This window comes from Flavobacterium sp. FG19 (genome assembly GCF_057809475.1).
Map to the genome: position 1 here is coordinate 91,936 of NZ_JBMDKA010000022.1, position 23,777 is coordinate 115,712.

19 protein-coding genes are annotated in these 23,777 nt (G+C 36.1%); 14 read left to right on the forward strand and 5 right to left on the reverse strand.

The features are described from left to right. Positions 1-205 precede the first annotated feature (205 nt). The 5 genes from ACODST_RS20010 to panC all read right to left on the reverse strand — a co-directional run bounded on the left by ACODST_RS20010 (position 206) and on the right by panC (position 6,150). On the reverse strand, positions 206-2,173 hold the full coding sequence (locus ACODST_RS20010) for a transglycosylase domain-containing protein (RefSeq protein WP_488933858.1): 1,968 nt from the start codon (positions 2,171-2,173) through the stop codon (positions 206-208). Between the two features lie 20 nt (positions 2,174-2,193). Further along, positions 2,194-3,555: a DNA repair protein RadA gene (radA, locus tag ACODST_RS20015; protein ID WP_488933859.1), complete on the reverse strand. Its 1,362-nt coding sequence runs from the start codon at positions 3,553-3,555 to the stop codon at positions 2,194-2,196. Continuing rightward, positions 3,555-4,709, reverse strand: a complete 1,155-nt coding sequence (locus tag ACODST_RS20020) for an alpha/beta hydrolase (protein ID WP_488933860.1) — start codon at positions 4,707-4,709, stop codon at positions 3,555-3,557. Before ACODST_RS20020 ends, radA begins: the two co-directional genes overlap by 1 nt. Positions 4,710-4,906: 197 nt before the next feature. Continuing rightward, a complete protein-coding gene (gene panD, locus ACODST_RS20025) occupies positions 4,907-5,257 on the reverse strand; it encodes an aspartate 1-decarboxylase (RefSeq protein ID WP_008465481.1) in 351 nt (116 codons plus the stop codon). Positions 5,258-5,271: 14 nt separating this feature from the next. Next, positions 5,272-6,150 (reverse strand): pantoate--beta-alanine ligase, encoded by an 879-nt coding sequence (gene panC / locus ACODST_RS20030; protein ID WP_488933861.1) that lies wholly within the window; start codon positions 6,148-6,150, stop codon positions 5,272-5,274. Positions 6,151-6,228: 78 nt separating this feature from the next. On the opposite strand from panC, the gene ACODST_RS20035 reads away from it, so the two are divergent. The 14 genes from ACODST_RS20035 to ACODST_RS20100 all read left to right on the forward strand — a co-directional run bounded on the left by ACODST_RS20035 (position 6,229) and on the right by ACODST_RS20100 (position 23,676). Further along, on the forward strand, positions 6,229-7,035 hold the full coding sequence (locus tag ACODST_RS20035; protein ID WP_488933862.1) for a glycogen/starch synthase: 807 nt from the start codon (positions 6,229-6,231) through the stop codon (positions 7,033-7,035). A gap of 21 nt (positions 7,036-7,056) precedes the next feature. Further along, positions 7,057-8,781 (forward strand): BamH family beta-barrel-assembly machinery protein, encoded by a 1,725-nt coding sequence (gene bamH / locus ACODST_RS20040; RefSeq protein ID WP_488933863.1) that lies wholly within the window; start codon positions 7,057-7,059, stop codon positions 8,779-8,781. A gap of 10 nt (positions 8,782-8,791) precedes the next feature. Continuing rightward, a complete protein-coding gene (glmS, locus tag ACODST_RS20045) occupies positions 8,792-10,642 on the forward strand; it encodes a glutamine--fructose-6-phosphate transaminase (isomerizing) (RefSeq protein ID WP_488933864.1) in 1,851 nt (616 codons plus the stop codon). A gap of 639 nt (positions 10,643-11,281) precedes the next feature. Continuing rightward, positions 11,282-12,202, forward strand: coding sequence for a hypothetical protein (locus tag ACODST_RS20050; RefSeq protein WP_488933865.1), 921 nt, complete (start codon positions 11,282-11,284; stop codon positions 12,200-12,202). 314 nt (positions 12,203-12,516) lie between these two features. Continuing rightward, positions 12,517-15,345, forward strand: coding sequence for a TonB-dependent receptor domain-containing protein (locus ACODST_RS20055; protein WP_488933866.1), 2,829 nt, complete (start codon positions 12,517-12,519; stop codon positions 15,343-15,345). An 84-nt stretch (positions 15,346-15,429) separates the two neighbouring features. Further along, positions 15,430-16,983 carry an SGNH/GDSL hydrolase family protein gene (locus ACODST_RS20060; protein ID WP_488933867.1) on the forward strand — a complete coding sequence of 518 codons (1,554 nt, stop codon included), beginning with the start codon at positions 15,430-15,432 and terminating at the stop codon, positions 16,981-16,983. A 237-nt stretch (positions 16,984-17,220) separates the two neighbouring features. Next, positions 17,221-18,732 carry a F0F1 ATP synthase subunit beta gene (gene atpD / locus ACODST_RS20065; RefSeq protein ID WP_073415454.1) on the forward strand — a complete coding sequence of 504 codons (1,512 nt, stop codon included), beginning with the start codon at positions 17,221-17,223 and terminating at the stop codon, positions 18,730-18,732. Positions 18,733-18,824: 92 nt separating this feature from the next. Further along, positions 18,825-19,106 (forward strand): F0F1 ATP synthase subunit delta/epsilon, encoded by a 282-nt coding sequence (locus ACODST_RS20070; protein WP_488933868.1) that lies wholly within the window; start codon positions 18,825-18,827, stop codon positions 19,104-19,106. A gap of 189 nt (positions 19,107-19,295) precedes the next feature. After that, the gene (locus tag ACODST_RS20075; protein WP_488933869.1) at positions 19,296-19,934 is read left to right on the forward strand and encodes an NAD(P)-dependent oxidoreductase; all 639 of its coding nucleotides are present in this window, start codon (positions 19,296-19,298) and stop codon (positions 19,932-19,934) included. 74 nt (positions 19,935-20,008) lie between these two features. Continuing rightward, entirely contained in the window at positions 20,009-21,145 is a 1,137-nt protein-coding gene (locus tag ACODST_RS20080) for an aminotransferase class I/II-fold pyridoxal phosphate-dependent enzyme (protein WP_488933870.1), read from the forward strand. Between the two features lie 2 nt (positions 21,146-21,147). Then, on the forward strand, positions 21,148-21,282 hold the full coding sequence (locus ACODST_RS20085) for a hypothetical protein (protein ID WP_488933871.1): 135 nt from the start codon (positions 21,148-21,150) through the stop codon (positions 21,280-21,282). Positions 21,283-21,688: 406 nt separating this feature from the next. Continuing rightward, complete coding sequence (locus ACODST_RS20090) at positions 21,689-22,561, forward strand: TraB/GumN family protein (protein WP_488933872.1); 873 nt, start codon at positions 21,689-21,691, stop codon at positions 22,559-22,561. Between the two features lie 7 nt (positions 22,562-22,568). After that, positions 22,569-23,072 carry an RNA polymerase sigma factor gene (locus ACODST_RS20095; RefSeq protein WP_488933873.1) on the forward strand — a complete coding sequence of 168 codons (504 nt, stop codon included), beginning with the start codon at positions 22,569-22,571 and terminating at the stop codon, positions 23,070-23,072. Then, complete coding sequence (locus ACODST_RS20100) at positions 23,062-23,676, forward strand: hypothetical protein (protein ID WP_488933874.1); 615 nt, start codon at positions 23,062-23,064, stop codon at positions 23,674-23,676. The genes ACODST_RS20095 and ACODST_RS20100 overlap by 11 nt, the downstream gene beginning before the upstream one ends. Positions 23,677-23,777: the final 101 nt, after the last annotated feature.

Sequence of the window (23,777 nt, forward strand, 5' to 3'; positions counted from 1 at the left end):
TAGCTTTAGCTAGGGAATTGAAGTTGATATCAAAAGGGCTTTAGCCAAACCTTAAAGTTTGGCTAAAGCCCTTTTCTCTGTGTTTATATTTTCATCCAGCTAAAGCTGAACGTTATTGAATTTAATACAGTACACTTTGCGACTCTGCGACTTTGCGAGATTAAAAGAAAACCTTTGTGTCTTAGCGCCTTCGTGGCAAAAAAAACTACAAATCAAATTCATCATCAACGGCCAGAGAATCATTTTGTACAGCTGTAGAATCCGGAGCCTTGATTCGTATTAATGAACGGGCATTTCCTGAAATGTAAAAAGGCAGCTGTCCAATGGTATCTTCAGGAATTAAAAGACCACGGCGGAACATCAGATTTTTTAAGAATTTTTGGTTTTTCAGAGCGAAATCTTTCAGATTACCTTCATCGTTAAACTGATACATGAATTTTCTCGGTTTCGGAATAATCGTGGCTAAGTACAAACATTCATCAACATTTAAAGCCGAAGGACTTTTCTGGAAATAAAAGTGACTTGCTTCTCCAATTCCGTATACATTAGGTCCCCATTCGATAATGTTGAAATAGACTTCCAACATTCTTTCTTTACTTACAATACGGTTGTTTTCTAAGATATACACTAAAAGAATTTCTTCCAGTTTTCTCGAAAGTGTCTTTTCTCTGGTCAGGAAGACATTTTTTATAAGCTGCATGCTGATCGTGCTGGCACCACGGGAGAATTTTTTCGTTCGGATGTTTTTTAGAATCGATTGTTTGAAGGCTTCATTAATGAATCCGCGATGAGAGAAGAAAGACGGGTCTTCTGTGGTTAAAACACATTTTCTCAGATAAGGAGAAATCTGATCTAATGGCGTGTAATTCGGATTGGCATTTCCAACCAGAACAGGTCTTTGAAGTACATTCTGAATAATAGCGCGATAGACAAATTCGCTGTTTAGTTTATTTAAATCGGCTTCGCCATATTTGGTAATTCGTAAATCTTCTTTATTGAGTTTACTGTCAAAAACCAGAGTATTGGGTTTGTTTTTATTGAATTTAAAGTCCAGTTTGTAATCAAAATTTCCGGTAGCCTGCATGCCCTGAAAATGCGTAAACAAACCATCAGGAAGTGATACAATGAAATCTTGTGCCTTCATTTTCGGGATGTCGACTTTTAAAGTGTAAACAGTATCTTTTTCGGTGTTATAAGAAATATACGGACGCAGTTTGATTTTATTAAGCGTCATAGTTGAGGTACTGTCAATCGAAATAAAATCGTCGCCCAGTAAAAAGCGGTAATCAAAGCGGGCATTTTTTATAACAACATCTTTGCTTGCAATTTTAGGATGATTGATTTTTAAGTTTGCAATAGAGGTAAAGCCGTCAAGATGAAATTCGCTGCCGCTTTTATCAATGTTTTCAATATTTAAACGAATGGAATCAAAGCTTGCTTTTAAATTATAGCGTTCATCGAGGTAAGGAACGCGAATGGCTCCGGTGTCTAAATTAAAGAAGCGGATATCGGCTTTCTGATTTCTCGGATCGGCAAAGCCTTTCAGGTTCCATCGCTGGTCAAAATCTTTGCTGACAACGTGAATGTTGGTTTCGAGCTGTTTGTTGCTTAAAACAAGTTTATTTATAGCTACATTGGTTTTTTTTCCATTGTCGTCAATTTTAAACTGAAAGTTTTCCAGATTCATATCGGTTGGAACCAGATTCAGGAGTTTGGAAATGATACGATAAGCAAAAGCACCGTATTTTCTTTTTTCATTACTTTCAGAATCCTCGTCACGGTTTCTTTTTAGGAAAGCATCGAAATTGCGGATCTTCCCTTTTTTTACTAATTGAATATAGCCTTTGTTGACTTTTAAAGTTCCTACCTGAACATCGCCAATGAGTAAATTGCTTAAACTGACACTGGTTTCAATAGTATTGATTTTTAAAAGAGTGTCGGCGTTTTTAGGAACCAGCACAACATCTGTTAGTTTAATAGTTGATAATCCGTCAAAAGAAGCTTCTTTAATCGAAAAATCACTGTTATAGGTAACAGCCATTTTGTGGGTCACTTTGGCAATGGCCTGTTTTAAAAGAGAATTACGGAAATAGTATAGTCCGATGCAAAGTACAAGTATTACTATTCCTAGTATTTTTAGTGCTTTGTATATTTTTTGTTTAGGAAAATTCATAGTGGTATTTTTATCAGAAATCAACCAAAAAGAATACTGGCTACATCTTCAATTTTAGCAACCAGTTCAATTTTGATTCCGGTATTTTTTAAGGCTATTTTATTGTATTTGGAAACAAAGATAGTGTCGAAACCTAATTTTTCGGCTTCCTGAATACGCTGGTCAACACGGTTTACCGGACGTATTTCGCCCGAAAGTCCTACTTCTCCCGCAAAACAAAAGCCTTTTCCAACCGGAATGTCTTCGTTTGAAGAGAGAATAGCGGCCACAACGGCCAGATCAATAGCAGGATCGTCTACTGAAATTCCGCCTGTGACATTGAGGAAAACGTCTTTGGCTCCTAAACGAAAACCGGCCCTTTTTTCGAGAACAGCCAGAATCATGTTTAAACGTTTAGCATTGTATCCTGTTGTACTTCTCTGTGGTGTTCCGTAAACGGCAGTGCTTACCAGTGACTGGATCTCGATCATCAGCGGACGCATGCCTTCGAGTGTGGTGGCAATCGCGGTACCGGATAATTCTTCGTCTTTGTGTGAAATGAGAATTTCAGACGGATTGCTTACTTCGCGTAAACCGCTTCCCAGCATTTCGTAAATTCCAAGTTCGGAAGTAGATCCAAAACGGTTTTTCAGAGAACGTAAAATCCGGTAAATATGATTTCGGTCGCCCTCAAACTGAAGAACAGTATCGACCATATGTTCCAGGATTTTGGGTCCGGCTATATTTCCGTCTTTGGTAATATGACCAATTAAAATAACGGGAATACTGGTTTCTTTAGCAAATTTGATCAGTTCGGCAGTAGTTTCCCTGATTTGCGAAATACTTCCGGCTGTTGATTCGATATAATCGGTATGTAAGGTCTGAATAGAATCAATAATGACAATTTCAGGCTGAATGGCTTCAATCTGTTTGAAAATATTCTGTGTTTTGGTTTCAGTGAGTATATAACAATTATCGCTGTTTGGCGTAATTCGTTCCGCACGCATTTTGATTTGTTTCTGACTTTCCTCGCCTGAAACATACAGGGTTTTATAAGGTAATTTTAATGAAATTTGAAGTAAAAGTGTACTCTTTCCAATTCCCGGTTCACCGCCTAAAAGTGTTAAAGATCCCGGAACAATTCCGCCTCCCAAAACACGATTTAATTCTCCGTCAGTAGTATTCATCCGAATTTCCTGAGTCGAATCGATTTCGTTTATTTTTAAAGGTTTTGGAGCCCTGCTGCTGGTAGAGGGTTCACTTTTCCAGGCTGTTTTTTCCTGTTTCTGGATGATTTCTTCGGCAATGGTATTCCATTCTTTGCAGGCATTGCACTGGCCCTGCCATTTGGCATATTGGGTACCGCAGTTCTGACAGAAAAAGGAAGTTTTAACTTTTGACATTATTTTGTTTTTTTAGCAAGGCTGTTCATCTGGTCAATTTTCTCATACATCAGGTCCTTGTTTAAATCTCCAATAGGTTCCATCTGGGAAGCATTCTGGTATTTTTTGGCAGCATGTTTAGGATCTCCCATTTTTTCATACATCAACCCCAGTTCGTATTCTCCGAGCATGGCTTTTGGGTAATTTACATTTCCAATTTCAGCCATTTTTCCTAATTCATCGTAGGCATTTTTTTTAAGGATAATATTTTCAATTACTTTAAAATCACTCATTCTAACCGGAATCTGAACGCCGAGGACTTCAGACATCATATTGTATTTTTTTTCCAGATAGTCAGCATAACCCGTTTCAAGAACAGCAATTTTATCGTTGTATTCGGCAGAATTTATTGGTCGGTAAACTTCAAAAATCTGATATAAAGCACTTGGAATAGAATGTAAAACTTCAGTATAATGTGTTGCATTCTTAAAAACTTCGTATTTATAATTAACTAACGGATTATTGGCAATTTTAATATTACCGGCTAATTTTTCAATCGGCTCTTTTATTTTTTTTATATCACCTTCTCCGGCAGAAAGGTAATAGAAGACCGGCTTTTGTATTTTGGCAAATTTTTCGGCTATACGAACTTCCATTTTTGGTGCCAGTTCAGGGCTTAAACAAATGTAGGCATCAAAAATCGGATTTTCTTTATACAGGTAAAAATTAGCAAAACTTGCTGTAACATCGTGCCCGGCAATAATTCTGAACGGTGAGGTACGGTATTTTTTCTCTACATACGGAATGAGTTCTGAAGCTATAAATTCGAAAAATTTAGCTCCTTTTTCAAAAGGTAAACCTTCATTTTGATCGATGGTGGTATCATCATATCGTTCCTCGTCTTTATTTTGGTGTACCCCTATGATAATCATTTCCGGAATATCGTCCCAGTAAGTCCCATAACTTACAGCTCCCGAAAAAGGATCAAACAGATAATCTCCGTCTAAAAGATACAATACCGGATATTTTTTATCTGATTTCGCATCGTAAGAGGCAGGTAATCCAATGGTTATTCTTCTTTCTTCCCCTAATTTTTCCGATTGAATGTTGTCAAATTTTTTCTGGGCAAAAACAGAAGCGGAAAACAGAGTTATCAGCAGGTAAACTTTTTTCATGATTTGTGGCATTTCAGTGAATTAAAAAGTATTGAAAATAGTAGGCAATATAATACTTTAATTTGCTTTTTGGTTAACGGGGTATCAAAAAAGCAATGATTTCTTACGCAGAGAGATTCGGATTAAGACAAAAGGATAACTGTTTGTACAAAAGTATTTTGCCAAAGCGGTATTGTAAAGTAAAAGTGGGAATAAATCTAGGTTAACGAATTGTCGTTTTCATTTGGAAATATAATCCAGGGTTTGAAAGTTTTGGCTTCCTCAAAATCCAGGGTTGCATACGAAATGATAATAATAATATCGTCTTTTTGAACCTTTCTGGCCGCAGGACCGTTCAGGGTGATTTCACCTGAGTTTTTTTCTCCTTTAATGGCGTAAGTTTCAAAACGCTCTCCATTATTAATATTAACAATAGATACTTTTTCGCCTTCAATAATATTGGAAGCTTCCAGTAAAGTTTCATCAATAGTAATACTGCCAATATAATTTAAATCGGCACCGGTTACTTTAACACGATGAATTTTTGATTTTATAACTTGAATTTGCATGCAGCAAAGGTAATTTAATTTAATGAAATGGTGTCAATTAACCTTATAGAATTAACAAATACCGCTATAAATGCGCGGTAGTTTTTGTCTTTTATTTTGTTATCTATGGGTAATAATGTGGATTCGTCAGCAATTACAAAATATTCGAGGTCAAATACCGGATTGTCTTTAAAGGCTTCTTCGACAAACTGAATAGTGGCTTCGGGCGTACTGTTTTGGAATAATTCCCGGGCTTCTGTCAGGACTTTATAGATTATAGAGGCCTCTTTTCTTTCTTCGGGAGTAAGGCGTTCGTTACGAGAACTCATGGCCAACTGATTGTCTTCCCGAAAAATTGGACAGCCGACAATATTTACCGGCAGATCGTTTTTCTCGACCATTTTTTTAACAATCTGAAGCTGCTGGAAATCTTTTTCGCCAAAATAAGCATTGGTTGGTCTGACGATTTCGAACAAACGTTTTACGATGGTTCCGACTCCGTTAAAATGACCGGGTCTGAATTTCCCTTCCATCTGATTTTCGAGGCCGTCAAAGTCAAAAGACTGTGAGATGGTATTTCCTTCGTAAATATCCTCAACCGATGGGGCGTACAAAATGATTTTATCACTTAATCCTCTCATTTTCCTGACATCTTCTTCAAGAGTACGAGGGTATTTTTCAAGATCTTCAGGATTGTTAAACTGGGTCGGATTTACAAAAATGCTTACAACGGTATCGTCATTTTCTTTTAATGAACGCTGCATTAAAGCCAGATGTCCCTGGTGTAAAGCTCCCATAGTGGGTACAAATCCGATAGTTGAATTTGCGGTTTTGATAGTTTTTAAATAGGCTATCAGAGCTACTTTACCGTAGAAAATATGCATGGCGGTATTATTAAAATTTAGTGCAAACATAATATATTAGTTATAAACTGCATAAAATTTTGTAATTTTGCGACGTTTTTATTACCAAAAATTAAGTAAAATACTATTATGAAAGATAAGAGGATATTATACGTATCATCTGAAGTCGTGCCATATCTGGCTGAAAATGAGGTTTCTTTAATGTCTTATGACGTTCCTAAAATGATTAATGATCAGGGAGGTCAGATAAGAATTTTCATGCCAAGATATGGGAATATCAATGAAAGAAGGCACCAACTGCATGAAGTAATCAGACTTTCAGGGATGAATTTGGTAGTGAATGATTTAGATATGCCGTTGATTATCAAAGTAGCTTCGATTCCAAAAGAAAGAATCCAGGTATATTTTATTGATAATGACGAATATTTTAAACGTAAAGCCACTTTTGCAGATGAAGAAGGAGCCTTGTATCCGGATAACGATGAACGTTCTATATTTTTTGCAAAAGGTGTAGTTGAAACCGTTAAAAAACTAAACTGGGTCCCGGATATTATTCACGTACACGGGTGGCTGGCTGCGATGCTGCCTATTTATATGAAGCATTATTATAAAAATGAAGCTTTGTTTAATGATACGAAAATTATTACCTCGGTTTACGGTCAGTCGTTCGACGAAAATTTAGATATGGAGATGATCAATAAAGTGAAGTTTGACGGTGTACCGCACGAATCTGTTGCTGATCTGGAGACTCCAAATTATGAGAATATTTTAAAAGCCAGTATATTACATTCTGATGGAGTAATTATAGCATCTCCGAATGTTTCTTCAAGTTTAACAAAATTTATAGAATCTTCAGGAAAACCTTTTTTACCTTTCGCCGGGAAAGATGGGTTCGCTGATGCGTATACAAATTTCTACAGAACGTTTGGTCTTTAAAAATTAACTTTTATTATTAATATGTACAATACTTCTTTTATTAAGAAAATTCTATTAGCTGTTACAGTTGTTCTTTTCTGTTCTTGTGACAAAGATTTTAATGCACTGGGTGATGATTTGATTGGGGATGATAATTTTGGATTAGAATCTGAAAAGTATGATGTTCTGGCTTATAATCAGGAAGTAAAAGCTGTTCAGTCCAATTCTTTAACACTTAATGCTTTAGGTATTTACGATAGCCCGGTTTTTGGAACCACCACGGCAAATTACAATACACAGGTGGCTCTTACGTCTTATGATCCTACTATAGGAGAAGAACCCGTTATTGAAAGTGTAGTATTGAGCATTCCGTATTTCAGCCGTATAACAGAAACCAAATCTGACGGAACGCATACCTACGCACTCGATTCTATTTATGGAGCTCCTGAAGGAAAGCTTAATTTAAGCGTATATGAATCCGGTTACCAAATGCGCAGCAATTATGTAGATAATGGTGCGCAATTAACGCAGTTGTATTATACAGATCAGAATACAGACTTTTTTAGTGTTAAAAAACCTTATGGTTCTAAGGGGCGGTTAAATGATGATGCGGCGAAAGCTCAAAATGACGAGTTCTTTTTTGATGCGGGAGAGATAACAGATAAAACAAAGGACAGTGACGGTAAAGAAGTAATAACCCTGGTGGCGCCGCAGATGCGTTTAAATCTGAATAAGGACTTTTTTCAGGAAAAAATATTAAATGCTCCAACTGCAAAACTGGTTTCAGCGGATGTTTTTCAGGAGTATTTCAGAGGACTGTATTTTATGGTTGAAAAATCTTCAAGTACATCCAAGAGTAATATGGCGCTGCTGAATTTTGCCCAGGGTAAAATTACCATAAAATACAAAGCTAAAACGGCTATCACGACAGACAGTGAAAGTACCAAAGAAGATAAAACGATAGAAATCAGTCTAACGGGTAACAATGTAAATTTACTTAATGATGCTAAAGACTCTAATTACGAAACAGCCATAAAATCGCCGGATAAAACAAATGGCGATCCTTCTTTATATTTAAAAGGAGGACAGGGGTCTGTTGCTATAATTGAGCTTTTTGGGAATACAGATTTGTATGGGTATGATGAAGAAGGTTTAAGAAAAGAAGGTGCTAATAAAGTGCCGGATGCTTTAGATGAGATCAGACATAACTATACCTATAAAAACTGGCGTGTAAATGAAGCTAATTTGGTGTTTCATGTAGATGCAGATAAAATGGCGGCAAAAAATGCAGATAACCTGGCGACACAGGAACCTATCAGGGTTTATCTCTATAACTTAACAGATAATATTCCACTTGTCGATTATTCAACTGATGGCAGTTCAAGCAGTACAACTGATTCAAGATTGTCGAAAGTTATTTTTGGAGGTATCCTTACAGTAGACGGAACCACTAAAAGAGGGTCTACTTACAAAGTAAGAATAACCAATCATGTTCGTAATCTTATAAAAACTGCTACGGCAGCCAATGTAAAACTAGGACTGGTGGTTACAGACAATATTAGCATTATAACATCAAATAAACTGAAAAAGAGAGTGCTGATCGATAATGATCCGGCTAATCCAAATGAATATTTTTCAGACGTACCAAGAGCATCAGTTATGAATCCGTTAGGAACTGTATTGTTTGGTAATAACATCCCTTCAACAGATAAGACTAATTATGATAAACGATTAAGGCTCGAGGTTTACTATACGAAACCAAATTAATAATTTATATATGTGTGGAATTGTTGGATATATCGGTCACAGAGAGGCTTATCCTATTGTTATCAAAGGACTAAAGCGGCTTGAGTACAGAGGATATGATAGCGCCGGCGTTATGTTATATGACGACGGATCGGGCGTAAAACTATGCAAAACAAAAGGTAAAGTTTCAGACCTTGAAGTTAAAGCGCAGGAAGGTTTTACAACAAACGGAAATATTGGTATTGGGCACACACGCTGGGCAACCCATGGTGTTCCAAATGATGTTAACTCTCATCCGCATCTTTCTAATTCCGGTGATTTAGTAATCATTCATAACGGAATTATCGAGAATTATGCTCCTTTAAAAGAAGAGCTGATCAAGAGAGGATATACTTTTAAATCAGATACAGATACTGAAGTTTTAGTGAATCTGATTGAAGAAGTTCAGAAAAAAGAAAACCTGAAATTGGGTAAAGCCGTTCAGGTAGCCTTAAATCAGGTAGTGGGAGCTTATGCGATCGCTGTTTTTGATAAAAAGAACCCGAACGAAATTGTAGCGGCCAGATTAGGAAGTCCGCTGGCAATAGGTGTAGGTGAAGGAGAATATTTCATCGCTTCAGATGCATCTCCGTTTATCGAATATACTTCTAATGCAGTGTATCTGGAAGACGGCGAAATGGCGAATATCAGACTGCATAAACCTATCAAAATAAGAAAAATTAAAGACGACTCTTTAGTAGATCCTTATATTCAGGAACTTCAGATGAACCTGGAGCAGATTGAAAAAGGCGGTTACGACCACTTTATGCTTAAGGAAATCTATGAGCAGCCAACCGTAATTAAAGATACTTACAGAGGACGACTTCATGCGAATGAAGGGATTGTTCAGATGGCCGGTGTTGAGGATAATATCGAAAAATTCCTAAACGCAAACCGAATCCTGATTGTAGCCTGTGGTACTTCGTGGCATGCAGGTTTGGTGGCAGAGTATATTTTTGAAGAGTTTACCCGTATTCCGGTTGAAGTAGAATATGCTTCGGAGTTTAGATACCGAAACCCGATTATCAATAAAAACGATGTGGTCATTGCTATTTCACAATCAGGTGAAACTGCAGATACCATGGCAGCTATAAAACTGGCTAAAGAAAACGGCGCTTTTGTTTTTGGTGTTTGTAATGTAGTAGGTTCTTCTATTTCCAGAGAAAGTCATGCAGGAGCGTATACACATGCAGGACCCGAAATTGGAGTGGCTTCTACTAAAGCTTTTACTACGCAGATTACAGTTCTTACCATGATTGCACTGCGTTTAGGAAAAGCAAAAGGAACTTTGTCCAATACAGATTTCCATACCTATTTACAGGAACTGGAAATTATACCGGAGAAAGTTACAGAAGCGTTAGAAACCAATGACAGGGCAAAAGAAATTGCAGCTGCGTTTAAAGATGCTCCCAACTGTTTGTATTTAGGAAGAGGGTACAATTTCCCGGTAGCTTTAGAAGGAGCTTTAAAATTAAAGGAAATATCCTATATTCATGCTGAAGGCTATCCTGCGGCAGAAATGAAACACGGCCCGATTGCTTTAATTGATGAGCAGATGCCGGTTATCGTGATTGCACCTAAACAAGGACATTACGATAAAATTGTAAGTAATATACAGGAAATTAAATCGCGCAGCGGTAAAATTATTGCTGTAGTGACCAAAGGAGATATTCAGGTTCGTGAACTGGCCGATTATGTAATCGAGATACCGGAAACTTCTGATGCTTTATCGCCGCTTATTACTACAATTCCGTTACAGTTACTTTCGTACTATATTGCGGTTATGAGAGGATGTAATGTCGATCAGCCCCGTAATCTGGCTAAATCGGTTACAGTAGAATAAAAAAACAGAATATATAATATATTGATAAAGCGGAACTTAGGTTCCGCTTTTTTTGTTTGTAGGTTTGTGGATCTATAATGGTCTGCATAGGTACGTAAAACTCTTTTCGCATAAATCCTTTCACGTGTCATTACTGATAATTGAACTCTCTTTGTAGATTTATAGGTTTCAAAAAGGATATGGAATTATAAAAATCATAATCCTAAAAGTTTGTATTTATGAGTTTTGTGATAAAGATCTGGTTTGATATAGGTTTTTACAATGTTTATTGTTTAAGCCTGGTTTTTCAGATGAAAATTTCTGGAGTAATAATAAAAGAGACTAGAAAAAACAGCTTTATAAGCTGTTTTTTTTAGTGTATAGAAATCATTTTACTGTCTTTTAGTTGTTAAACTAAAACTTTTAGGGGTTATACTTCCGAAATGTTATAATAATCTTTGAAGAACAACTTGCATTACTGGTTTTTTCAGTAAGTGAGTAAGAGATGTCGAATCAGTTTATTGTGTATTTTAAGAAGTTTTGGTATTATACAATCTTTTTTCCATAAATAATCTGTTTTTTTGAATAAATAAGGTTATAAAGGTATATTTACAAGAATAATCTGTTTTTTATATATTAAAAAAAAATATACTTATCAAAATGAAAAGAAAAGAATTTAAGAATTGTTTTGCGATTATGGGGCTGCTTTGTTCGGGGATGTTTTATGGTCAGAGTCTGCCTATTGTAGGTTTTAATGATCCTGCTCATTATACAATAGGAATCTTCCCTGTTACAGGTTCATCGGGTTTAGAATTACAATGGTGGGGAGGGATACGTTTTGGAGACCGAACGGGTAAAAATGTTATGCAGATTACCAATGGAAATGTAGGTATTGGTACAGCGACACCTGCTGCGAAGCTTGATTTATACAGTACGGCAAAAACCGGTTCCGAAAACCTGTTAAGACTAAATGTAAGTGACGCTCCGGAAGATTATTTCAAAATTGTTAATCTTACTACCGTCGACGGGCAGTTTACGCCCAGTTTACAGGGATATCATGTTAGTGACAACAAGGCAGCGCTCCATTTTGCCGGGCTGATTGATTCGGCAAATGACAATGGCACAGTTCCGGTAATGACATTTGATTCCAGACTTAGTGATATATCGGTTGCCACAAGACCATTGTTTTCCTGGGAATCTTATGGAGCCAAAAAAATGATATTAAACGCCAATGGCAGTTTAGGTATCGGAACCACAACTACGGGTACTCATAAACTGGCTGTCGAGGGGTCCATAGCTGCGCGTGAAGTAAAAGTGCTGGCTTCAGGCTGGTCCGATTTTGTTTTTAAGAAAGAATATGAGCTGCCGACACTTGATGAAGTAGAACAGCACATCAAAGAAAATGGGCATTTAAAAGATATTCCAAGTGAAAAAGAGGTATTACAGGATGGTATTAATCTGGGAGAAATGAATGCAAAACTGCTGCAGAAAATAGAGGAAATGGCTTTGTATATCATTGAGCAAAACAAAGAAATGAATAAGCTGAAAGTACGTCTGGATAAAATAGAATCCGGTAAGTAAGTATAGGCAGGAGTAATGTTAAAAAAGCAAGATTTAGGATCTTGCTTTTTTTATTATCAAATTTTTTTTCTGACCAGTGTATTTTTATTAAATATTTAAAAAAACTGACAAAAATTATATGTATGCATAGTATTGTTGTGAATAAGTTAATACTATTTTGATTTTAATCCAATAAATTTAATTATGAAATAGTTAAAATTGTTTTAATAAAAGTGTATAATGTTGGTTTTTTTTAACGTTTTTTTATTAATATCAAAAATATTTGTATTTTGGCTATAGAAACTAATAAAGAACTAACCAAAAAATTAACCCTAATGAGAGTCTATTTGCTAATTATGTTGTTTTTCAGCGGAATTTCTTTTGCGCAGAATACAATTACAGGTTCTGTTACCGACAGTAACAAACAGTCTATTCCTGGTGCTAATGTTGTTGTGTCAGGAAGCAGCAGCGGTGTATCAACCGATTTTGACGGAACGTTCAAATTAACCACTAGTGCTAAACTGCCTTTTTCCATAAAGGTTTCTGCAGTGGGATTTGAAACTAAAACCATCAGTATTACAGCTGCTAATCAAAAAGTAAATGTGGTTTTGGCAGATGAAGAAACGAAACTGGATGAGATTGTGGTTTCGGCATCAAGAACCCCTGAAAGAGTTCTGGAGTCACCGGTAACTATTGAACGAATGGGGATTCAGGATATCAAAAAGACAGCTTCGCCTTCTTTTTATGATGGTCTGGAAAATATGAAAGAGGTACAGATGAATACCAGTAGTATGTCATTCAAGTCTATCAATACAAGGGGATTTGCTACGGTGGCTAATACTCGTTTTATGCAGCTGGTAGATGGTATGGATAATTCATCTCCGTTATTGAACTTTGTTTTAGGAAACATGATCGGGGTTTCTGAAGTTGATGTTCAGAGTGTGGAGCTTCTTCCCGGAGCTTCTTCGGCTTTATATGGAGCCAATGCATTTAATGGTATATTGTTTATGACCAGTAAAAGTCCTTTTACCAATCAGGGAATTTCGACTTATTTTAAATACGGAGTAACTTCACAGGAGGCTGCAGGTACAAATGGGTATTATGATTTCGGTATCCGTTTTGCGCACGCTTTTAATAAGTATTTTGCAGCCAAAGCAAACTTTACTTACATGCAGGCTACAGACTGGTATGCAACGAACTATGATGATAAAACCCGAGCAGGTATTGACAGAACAGATCCGGGGTATGACGGTATTAACGTGTACGGTGATGAAGCTTCGACAAACATTAAAGGTGTAGGACAAAAATTAGAAGCGATGGGATTGATTCCTGCGGGCGCATCTAATCTTCTGCCAAATACAACTGTCAGTAGAACGGGTTATAATGAAATAGATCTTACGAATAATAAAGCCTCAAATAAAAAGATTGACTTCTCTTTTCACGGACGGCCTTTTGGTGACGAAAGACTGGAGATTATCTGGCAGAGTAAATTTGGTACAGGTAATGCAGTGTATCAGGGAGCTAACAGATATTATCTGAATGACTTTTTTATGCAGCAGCATAAATTAGAGTTTAAAGGAAAAAACTTTTTCTTAAGAGGGTATACTACTTCTGAAGATGGTGGTCATTCTTATGATATGGTTTTTACAGGTATTAATGTAAATAGAAAATGGAAAGATGATAATACCTGGTTCGGACAGTATGCAGGAGCTTACATTCAGGGTACTCTGGCAGGTATGAGTCCGCAGCAGGCTCACGCAGCGGGAAGAGCTACAGCAGATACAGGTCGTTTTTTACCGGGTACCTCTCAGTTTAGTAAAGCCTTTAATCAGGTTATAAATGAAGAAGATGTCCTGTCTGGTTCAAAATTGGTGGATAATTCAAGAATTTATCATTCAGATGCCAATTATAATTTTAAAGATGAAATTAAGTTTGCCGAAATTCAGGTGGGAGGTTCTTTCAGATTGTATGAGCTGAACTCTCATGGAAGAATTTATACAGATGCAGATGGTCCTATTAATTACAATGAGTACGGAGCTTATACACAAGTGATGAAAAAATTTATAGATGACAGATTGAAGTTTACAGGTTCGATTCGTTATGATAAGTCTAAAAATTTTGATGGAAATGTTTCGCCGCGTTTGTCTTTGGTGTATTCTGCAGGAGAAAAGAAAAATCATAATTTCAGAGGGTCTTTTCAAACCGGTTTCAGAAATCCGTCAACTCAGGATCAGTATATTGGGTTTAATATTGGAAATGCCGTATTGCTTGGTTCTGCACCAGACAACCTGACCCGATTTAATGAAACTTTTAATCTGAGTGCAGAAGGTCAGTTGTATACAGGAAGCGCTACTAAAAATATGAATGGAGAAGATGCCTATGGAAATTCTTATCTGGCAAGTTCTGTGAGCGCTTTTTCTGCAATGGCGGGAACTAATCCGGTAGCCGCAGCGGCATTGTTAAAGAAATCAAGAGCCAATTATGTAAAGCCGGAAGAAGTGAAAGCTTTTGAATTAGGATATCGCTCTGTTTTCGAAGGATTCTCGATAGATCTTAACGGTTATTATAATATCTATAATAATTTTATTGGAAACTTAAATGTAATTTCTCCTTATTACGGAACAGCACAGGATAACCCAAATGTTCTGGCAGGCACTGCTGATCCTGGTGTACAGTCTATACGTGCTATTCAGAATGGTGAGTACAGAGTGTATCAGTTGTATACTAACTCCGAGGTAGAAATACATTCGCTGGGATTTGGAGTAGGGCTGTCTAAGAAAGTAATCGCTGATTTTGAGTTAGGGGTGAATTATAACTATGCTCAGTTTGATTTTGATCAGTCAAAAGACCCTAGTTTTGAAGCAGGATTTAATACTCCGAAACACAGGGTTAAAGTTTCTCTTGGTAATGAGAAATTATTTAAAAATTTCGGTTTCAATGTCAGCGGAAGATGGAACAGTGAATATGAGTGGGAGTCCAGCTTTGCGGATGGAACCATAAAATCAGCAACTGTAATTGATGCTCAGATCAATTATGGAATTCCAAAATTAAAATCAGTAGTAAAATTAGGAGCTGCTAATATTGGTGGAAAAGAGTACTATCAGGTTATTGGAGCCGGATTGATAGGTCAGCAGTATTTCGCTTCGTGGACTATTAATCCGTAATCATAATCTTTGACCAATTAAATAATGGTTATTTGCTTTTCTTAAAATGAACTTTTGAAAAGAATAATTTAAAAATATAGCATCATGATAAAAAATTTCAAATGGCTTGTATTGGTTTCGTTAACCTTTATGGCTTGTAATAGTGACGATGAGACAACGGCTGCTGTTGACTCATCTGATGGGCAGCCTCTGACTTCCGGGTCTGCTGATTTTTCAAAATACGTCGCGTTAGGGGATTCCTTTGCGGCTGGTTTCAGTGATAATGCCTTGTTTATAAAAGGACAGGAAGGGGCATATCCTAATATTCTGTCGCAGCAGTTTGCTTTAGTTGGAGGAGGAGAGTTTAAAACACCTTTTGCAAATGATAATATTGGAGGTTTGCTGCTGGGAGGAAATGTTATTTCTGGTCCTCGTTATTATTTTAATACTACTGTAACGGCTGATCATCCTGAATCAACAGTTGATCCGGTAGCCGGAACACCAACTACAGAAGTTACGGCTCATTTGTCAGGGACTTTTAATAATTTAGGGGTTCCCGGTGCTAAAAGTTTTCATTTGTTAGCGCCTGGTTATGGAAATGCTGCGGGAGTTGCGACAGGAACGGCAAATCCGTATTTTGCCCGTTTTGCATCCAGTGCTACAACCACAGTTCTGGCTGATGCCTTGAGTCAGAATCCTACCTTTTTCTCTTTATGGATTGGAGGTAATGATGAATTAGGTTATGCGACTGCCGGTGGAGATCCAACAGTAAATCCGTTAACACCTCCCGCAACTTTTGAAGCAGCTTATAAAGGCCTGGTTGCTCAGCTGGCTTCCGGCGGCAGAAAAGGGGTTATTGCGAATCTTCCTAATATTACGACACTTCCTCATTTTCACGTGATCGCTTATAATCAGTTAAAGCAGTCTAATTTGACTGTTAACGGAGTTAGTCTGGTTGGTGCTTTAAATGCTCAGTTGTATAGTCCGCTTCATAATGCGTTGGCTTATTTGGGTCAGGGAGACAGAATTCAGCTTTTGTCTGCAACAGGTAATAATCCGCTATTGATTACAGATGAAAATCTACCGGATTTGTCGGCCAGTTTAAAAGCAGTTTTAATGGGTGGTGGATTAGATGCAACTACAGCTACCGTAATGGGGCAGATTTTTGGAAGAGCAAGACAGGCAAAATCTACTGATCTTATTGTTTTAGGTGCTTCTTCCAGAATTGGTAAAGTTCCGAGTGTTGCTGCTGACGGTGTTGCTTCGCCTTCGCCTTTATTGTCACAATTGGGAGTTACTTTTCCTCTGCCGGACAGATATGTTTTACTGCCTTCGGAAGTGGCAGAAATTGAAACAGCTACTACTGCTTACAATTTAGTAATTAATGCAGCGGCTGAGGCAAATGGTCTGGCTATTGTTGATGCTAAAAAGATTATGGATGATTTAAATACTTCAAATGGAGTTTCTATGAATAACTTTACGCTGAAAGCTACATTTGTTACCGGAGGGATGTTTTCTTTAGATGGCGTTCATCCTTCTCCAAGGGGATATGCTTTTATTGCTAATAAATTTATCGAAGCAATTAATGCTAAATATGGTTCTAATTTAAAAGGTGTGGATATTGGTAATTATCAGGTCCTGTTCCCAAAGCAATTATAATTAAAGATATTTCTAACTTTTGAAAAAAACCGCTTCTGTTTAAGATGAAGCGGTTTTTTCTTTTATTAAAAAAATGCCGTTTTGGTTATTTTTTGAGCTAGTTTTATGAATCAAACAAAATCATGGTATTTTTTATGAAAAAAAAATTGATTTTATATTTTAAAAAATTATCTTTGCGCTCTGAAAAAAGAGGTATTTTCGATAAACCTAAATAGCTATTTAATAAATACATAAGTAATGTCAAAAGTAATAGGAAAAGTTGCTCAAATCATTGGACCAGTAGTAGACGTAGTTTTCAACGGTAAAGATGTTGAACTTCCAAAAATTTATGATTCACTAGAAGTCACTAAAAAAGACGGAACTTTATTAGTTCTAGAAGTACAATCTCATATTGGAGAAAACACTGTTCGTACAATCTCTATGGACTCTACGGACGGTTTGTCAAGAGGCTATGAAGTAGTTGGAACTGGTAATCCAATCCAAATGCCAATCGGTCCGGATGTATACGGAAGATTATTTAATGTTGTTGGAGATGCCATTGACGGTTTAGGTAATTTACCAAAAACTGGAGAAAACGGTCTGCCAATTCACAGACAAGCTCCTAAATTCGAAGATTTATCAACTTCATCTGAAGTTTTATTTACAGGTATCAAAGTAATCGATTTGATTGAGCCTTATGCAAAAGGAGGAAAAATTGGATTGTTCGGTGGTGCTGGTGTTGGTAAAACAGTATTGATTCAGGAGTTGATCAACAATATTGCAAAAGGTCACGGTGGACTTTCAGTATTCGCTGGAGTAGGTGAAAGAACACGTGAAGGAAATGACTTGCTTCGTGAGATGTTAGAGTCAGGAATTATTAAATACGGTGATGATTTCATGCATTCTATGGAAAATGGAGGATGGGATTTGTCTAAAGTAGATATGCCGGGAATGAGAGAGTCTAAAGCTACTTTCGTTTTCGGACAAATGAATGAGCCGCCTGGAGCTCGTGCGCGTGTGGCGCTTTCAGGATTATCTATCGCTGAGTATTTCCGTGATGGAGCTGGATCTGACCAAGGGAAAGATGTATTGTTCTTCGTTGATAACATCTTCCGTTTTACTCAGGCAGGTTCTGAGGTATCAGCTCTTTTAGGACGTATGCCATCTGCGGTAGGTTACCAGCCGACATTAGCAACTGAGATGGGGGCAATGCAAGAGCGTATTACCTCTACAAACAAAGGATCTATTACATCTGTACAAGCGGTTTACGTTCCTGCGGATGACTTAACTGACCCGGCGCCGGCTACAACTTTCGCGCACTTAGATGCTACAACTGTATTGTCTCGTAAAATTGCTGAGTTAGGTATCTATCCTGCGGTTGACCCGTTAGATTCTACTTCAAGAATCTTGACTCCACACATCTTAGGAGATGAGCACTACAACTGTGCACAAAGAGTTAAAGAAATTCTTCAAAAATACAAACAATTACAAGATATCATCGCGATCTTAGGTATGGAAGAGTTATCTGAAGAAGATAAACTTGCAGTATCCAGAGCACGTCGTGTACAGCGTTTCTTGTCTCAGCCATTCCACGTAGCAGAGCAATTTACAGGTATTCCGGGTGTATTAGTTGATATTAAAGATACTATCAAAGGATTTAACATGATTATCGATGGTGAGTTAGATCACCTTCCGGAAGCAGCTTTCAACCTGAAAGGATCTATTCAGGATGCAATCGAAGCCGGAGAGAAAATGTTAGCTGAAGCATAATCAAGCATAGCTTGACAAACATCAAAAAATAAAAATTCCAAATTCCAAAATTGGGATTTGGAATTTTATAATTTGGAACTTAAAAAAAAGTTATGATTTTAGAAATAGTATCACCAGAGGCTAAATTATTCTCAGGAGAAGTTACTTCGGTTACTTTACCGGGAGTTGATGGAAGCTTTCAGATTTTGAATCATCACGCACCGATTGTTTCTATTTTAGAAAAAGGAATAATTAAAATTGCAGCTCCTGGCTTCAGTTTTTCTAAAGAGGTAGCTGATAAATTTACGAGAGTTAATGATCAGACTTATACATTAGCAATCACGTCCGGAACAATTGAAATGAAAGACAATAAGATAATTGTTTTAGTTGACTAAGACAATTTTAAAATAAGTTAAAAGCCAGATAGTTATTGTCTGGCTTTTTTTATTTTCCTATTTTTGAAGCATTAGAATCTCTTTATAAAATATTGATTTTGTTGTAAAGATTTAGTAAGTCTTTATGTTTTCGCTTTTTCTGTAAGATTAAGCGACAAATTTTTATGTCAAATTTTATAAAGAATACCTATGAAAAATATATCAAAAATCGCTGTTCTCGGGGGTGGCGGAAAAACTGGAAACTATCTGGTAAACCAGTTACTGAAAGAAGGATTTAGTTTAAAACTATTACTTAGAAATCCTGAAAAATTCGAAATAAAGAGTGATAGAATCGAAATCATCAAAGGTGATGCTCTCCATTTTGAAAACATAAAATCGTTATTAAAAGATTCTCATGCTGTTTTGAGTACTATCGGCCAAAGAAAGGACGAGCCTTTGGTTGCAGCTGAAGTCACAAATCATGTTTTAAAGGCAATGAATGAATTCGGAATTGAGCGTTATGTTTTGCTCGCCGGACTTAATATAGATACTCCTTTTGATAAGAAAAGCGCAAAAACGATTATGGCAACAGATTGGATGAAAGCTAATTTTCCGATAATTCAGGAAGATCGTCAAAAAGCCTATCGGCTTTTAGAAGAAAGCGATGCAAATTGGACACAAGTTCGCGTTCCTTTTATTGAGTTTACAGACAATAGTTCTGAGATAATGGTAAATCTGGAAGACTGTTTAGGAGATAAAATCTCTGCTTTAGGCATTTCGAAGTTTATGATTAAAGAAATGACAGAATCTAAATACAGCAGACAATCTCCTTTTATCAGTAATTTATAAAAGTAAATTTACAACAGCGGATTATTCAATCCGCTGTTTGTTTTATTGCAGCTTCAATTTCTTAATTTTACTTTATGGAACTACCTGAAAACCTAAATCAGAAACCGGAGAGTTGTAAAGAGAATAATTCTTTTCAAAAACGTCCGGTTTTCAATAATCTGATTGATTTCTTTTCTGATGATTACATTGGTTTTTCAAAATCTGAAATTATATCAGGGAAGGTATCTGCTAATCTTCTTGAAAATAGATTTTTCCAGAATGAGACCGCATTTTCCGGACTTATTTCGGAGAATGATTCACTTGTTGAAATCGCAGAGGATTTTATAGCAGATTTTCATAACGCAGAAGCGGCTTTAATGGTTGATTTGAACTTGAATATCAATGCTGTTTTTTTTGACGCTCTAATGCAGGAAAACGATGTTATTTTGTATGATGAATTATGTTGTGTTTTGTTAAAAAACGGAATTGAAGAATCGAAAGCTAAATCATTTAAATTCATTCATAATGATGTTGAAGATTTGGAGCAGTTTCTCCTCAGATTTCCCGGTTCAAATATTTATATTATTACCGAAAGTGTTTTTTCTCTGGATGGAGATAGTCCTAATCTGGAAGAATTAATTTTGCTTTCAGAAAAATATGGTTGTTATTTAATTGTTGATGAATCTTCTGCACTGGGAGTTTTTGGAGAGAAAGGAGAAGGTCTGGTTCAGCATTTACAGTTATCTAAGAGCGTTTTTGCCCGAATTTTGAATTTTGAGAAAGGGCTGGGATGTTCCGGTTTTGCGTTTTTGGTCTCAGCTGAACAAAAAGAATATCTTGTAAATTTCTCAGAAAATTTAATACGACGTGCCGCTTTGTCTTCACATTTGACGGCGGGAATTTTGACAGCTTATCAGCAATTGAAAGTTGAAAATGAAGCTGTCAAAAAACTTCGTCAGAATATTGTGTTTTTTAATCAGCAGAAAAATTTATTGGGTTTAAAACCAATGTTCGTTCCCAGTAAATCGGCGATTCATTCTGCTATTGTACCGGGTTATGAAAATATAAAAGAATTGAAGATAAAACTTCAGTTAAAAGGTTTTGATGTACAGTCCCTTCTGCCGCCTTTGGTTCCCGAAGGTCAGGAAAGACTGCGTTTGTGTATTCATAGTTATAATTCTCACGAAGAAATTAACAGGGTTTTGGAATTGATCAGAGATTTTATTTTTTAAGTATGGAAGAAGATTTTAAGTTTATTAAAAGTTACCAGTATTCTACAGAAGCTCAAATATTTTGCGGTAAACTGGAATCGGAGGGAATTGAAGTGTATCTGAGAGATAATCATGTTGTAGATTCAAACCCTCTTTAAAGTAATGCAGTAGGAGGAGTAAAGCTTTTTGTTAAAAGTGAAGATTTTGAAAGAGCTGAAGAAATACTGGCAGCCGTTAGTCAATATTCATTAGACGAAAAAAATATGATTGCGGGGCAGAAGAAGTTCACATGATAACTTCTGTCAGAGATGTAAAGTCTCTTTTTGCATTTATTTTTTCATTGCTTTTTGTTTTAATGCCTTTTTATCTTAAATATCGATACCAATGCAATCGTTGTAAGGCAGAATTCCGAATTTAGTATGCTTTGATGTTTTGTTTTTACTGCATTTAAAAAAAAGATAAAGAGTATTGTAACGTTTTGGTGATTTGATTACTTACGCACTGTATTCAATAAAACTAAGTGATACTTAGACAATTTCAATTGCTCATTTTAAAACAAGAAAAATGAAAACTAACAAAACAACCTTTCAATCCATCTTAACTGTTTTTTTATTCTTTTTTACTGCCGTTATTTTAGGGCAGTCGCAATCATTAAAACTTGAAAATTCACTTCTGTGGGAAGTTTCAGGAAAGGGGCTTAAAAAGTCATCCTATTTATACGGAACCATTCATATGATTTGTTCAAAAGATTATTTTTTGTCGGAAAAGGCGAAAAAAGCATTCGGTTTATCAGATAAATTATTTCTGGAAATCAATTTTACGGATCCCAATGAAATGAGTCAGATGCAGCAGCTGGCCATGGGGAAAGAGCCGCTTAGTAAAAAATTAAGTCCGGAACAGCTGGCTAAATTAGATGTTATTTTGAAAAGAAGTGCAGGAATGACTGTGCAGCAAGTAGACAGTTTTAGTCTTTTAACGGTTTTGAGTTTAATTTCTATGAAAAGTTTTGGCTGTACAGATTTGAAGTTTTATGAAATGGAATTTTCGGGATTGGCAAAACAAAGAAATAGTACAGTTTCTGGTCTTGAAACCGTTAAGACCCAATTTGAAATTCTTGAAAATGCGTATTCAAATGATGAGATTTTAAAACTTCTGGAAGAATCAACCGCTGAGGAAACAACGGATTTGGTAGAGACTTATAAAACTGAAAATATCAATGAGATGTATGCATTGACAACGGATGTAAAAGTAACCAGCGAGAAAACTAAAAAGCAAATTCTGGACAATAGAAATTTAAACTGGGTGAAAGTTATGCCTGAACTAATGAGTCAAAACGGAATTTTCTTTGCGATTGGAGCGGCACATTTGGGAGGCGAGTATGGAGTTGTTAATTTGCTGAGAAAAGAAGGATATACCGTAAACCCCATAATGAACTAAATCTGTTTTGAAAGCAAAGGAACAAGAGTTTTTGGATCGGATAGAATGCCATAAAGGAATTTTGTATAAAGTTTCTAAAATGTATATGGACAATTCTGATGATCAGCAGGATCTATTTCAGGAAATTGTTTGTCAGCTTTGGAAATCGTATGATTCGTTTCGAAATGAAAGTCAGTTTTCAACATGGATGTACCGTGTTGCTGTAAATACAGCAATTGTTTTCCTGAAAAAGGAAAAGCGAAAAGTAGATAAGTATGCTGTCATTTCGGATAATATCAGACAGGAAGAAGGAGATTCGCACATTAAAGAAAGTCAGATTGAACATTTTTACAAAGCAGTTCAAAAACTTGAAAAAATAGATAAAGCGATCATTTTTTACCAGCTAGAAGGATTTTCCCATAAAGAAATTGGTGAAAATCTGGGGATTTCAGAAGGAAATGCAAGGGTGAAATTAAACAGAGCTAAAGAAAAATTAAAAGAAATTATTAAAAATCAAGGATATGGATTTTAACGATATACAAAATGCGTGGGATAACGAAAAGCCCGAAAATGTTACACTGCCAGTAAATTTGGAGAAAATACAATTGGCCAACACTCCATTGGATAAGATTAGAAAAAATTTAAAGAAAGAATTTGTTTACCAGGTATCTTCGATTGTTTTTGTTGGAATTGTTCCTTTGTTCCCTGGCTTTTCTCCTAAAATTACTTTTTTTTATTATTTATTATTCAGTTTGTTTACCGCTGTTTGTGTTTATTATTTAACAAAGCTTTATTTTTTTTATAAAAGATTAAATAATATAACTTTAAGAACCAAAGACAGTCTTTACGAAACCTATTTTGATATCCGGCTAAACATGGAGCTGTATAAAACATTTGGTTTTGCTTTAACACCATTTTTAGTACTGTATTTGTTAGGGTTTTATTATTACAGGTTTTATAATACCCGCGGATTTTTTGATTTGGAATTTTCCAATAGTGAATTAATCGGATTCTTTTTAATAGTAGTTTTTGTAGTGCTGTTTATGGGGATTTCTTTAGAATGGTGGGTTCATAAGTTCTATGGAAAATTTGCTGAGGAGATTAAAAAAGTAATTGATGAATTAAAGGAAGAGTAAAAAGTAATTGGGATAATTTATACAAAAAAAATCCATCTGTGAATACCAGATGGATTTTTTGTATTGGAATATTTTATTATTATTTAAATATAACTTTTCGG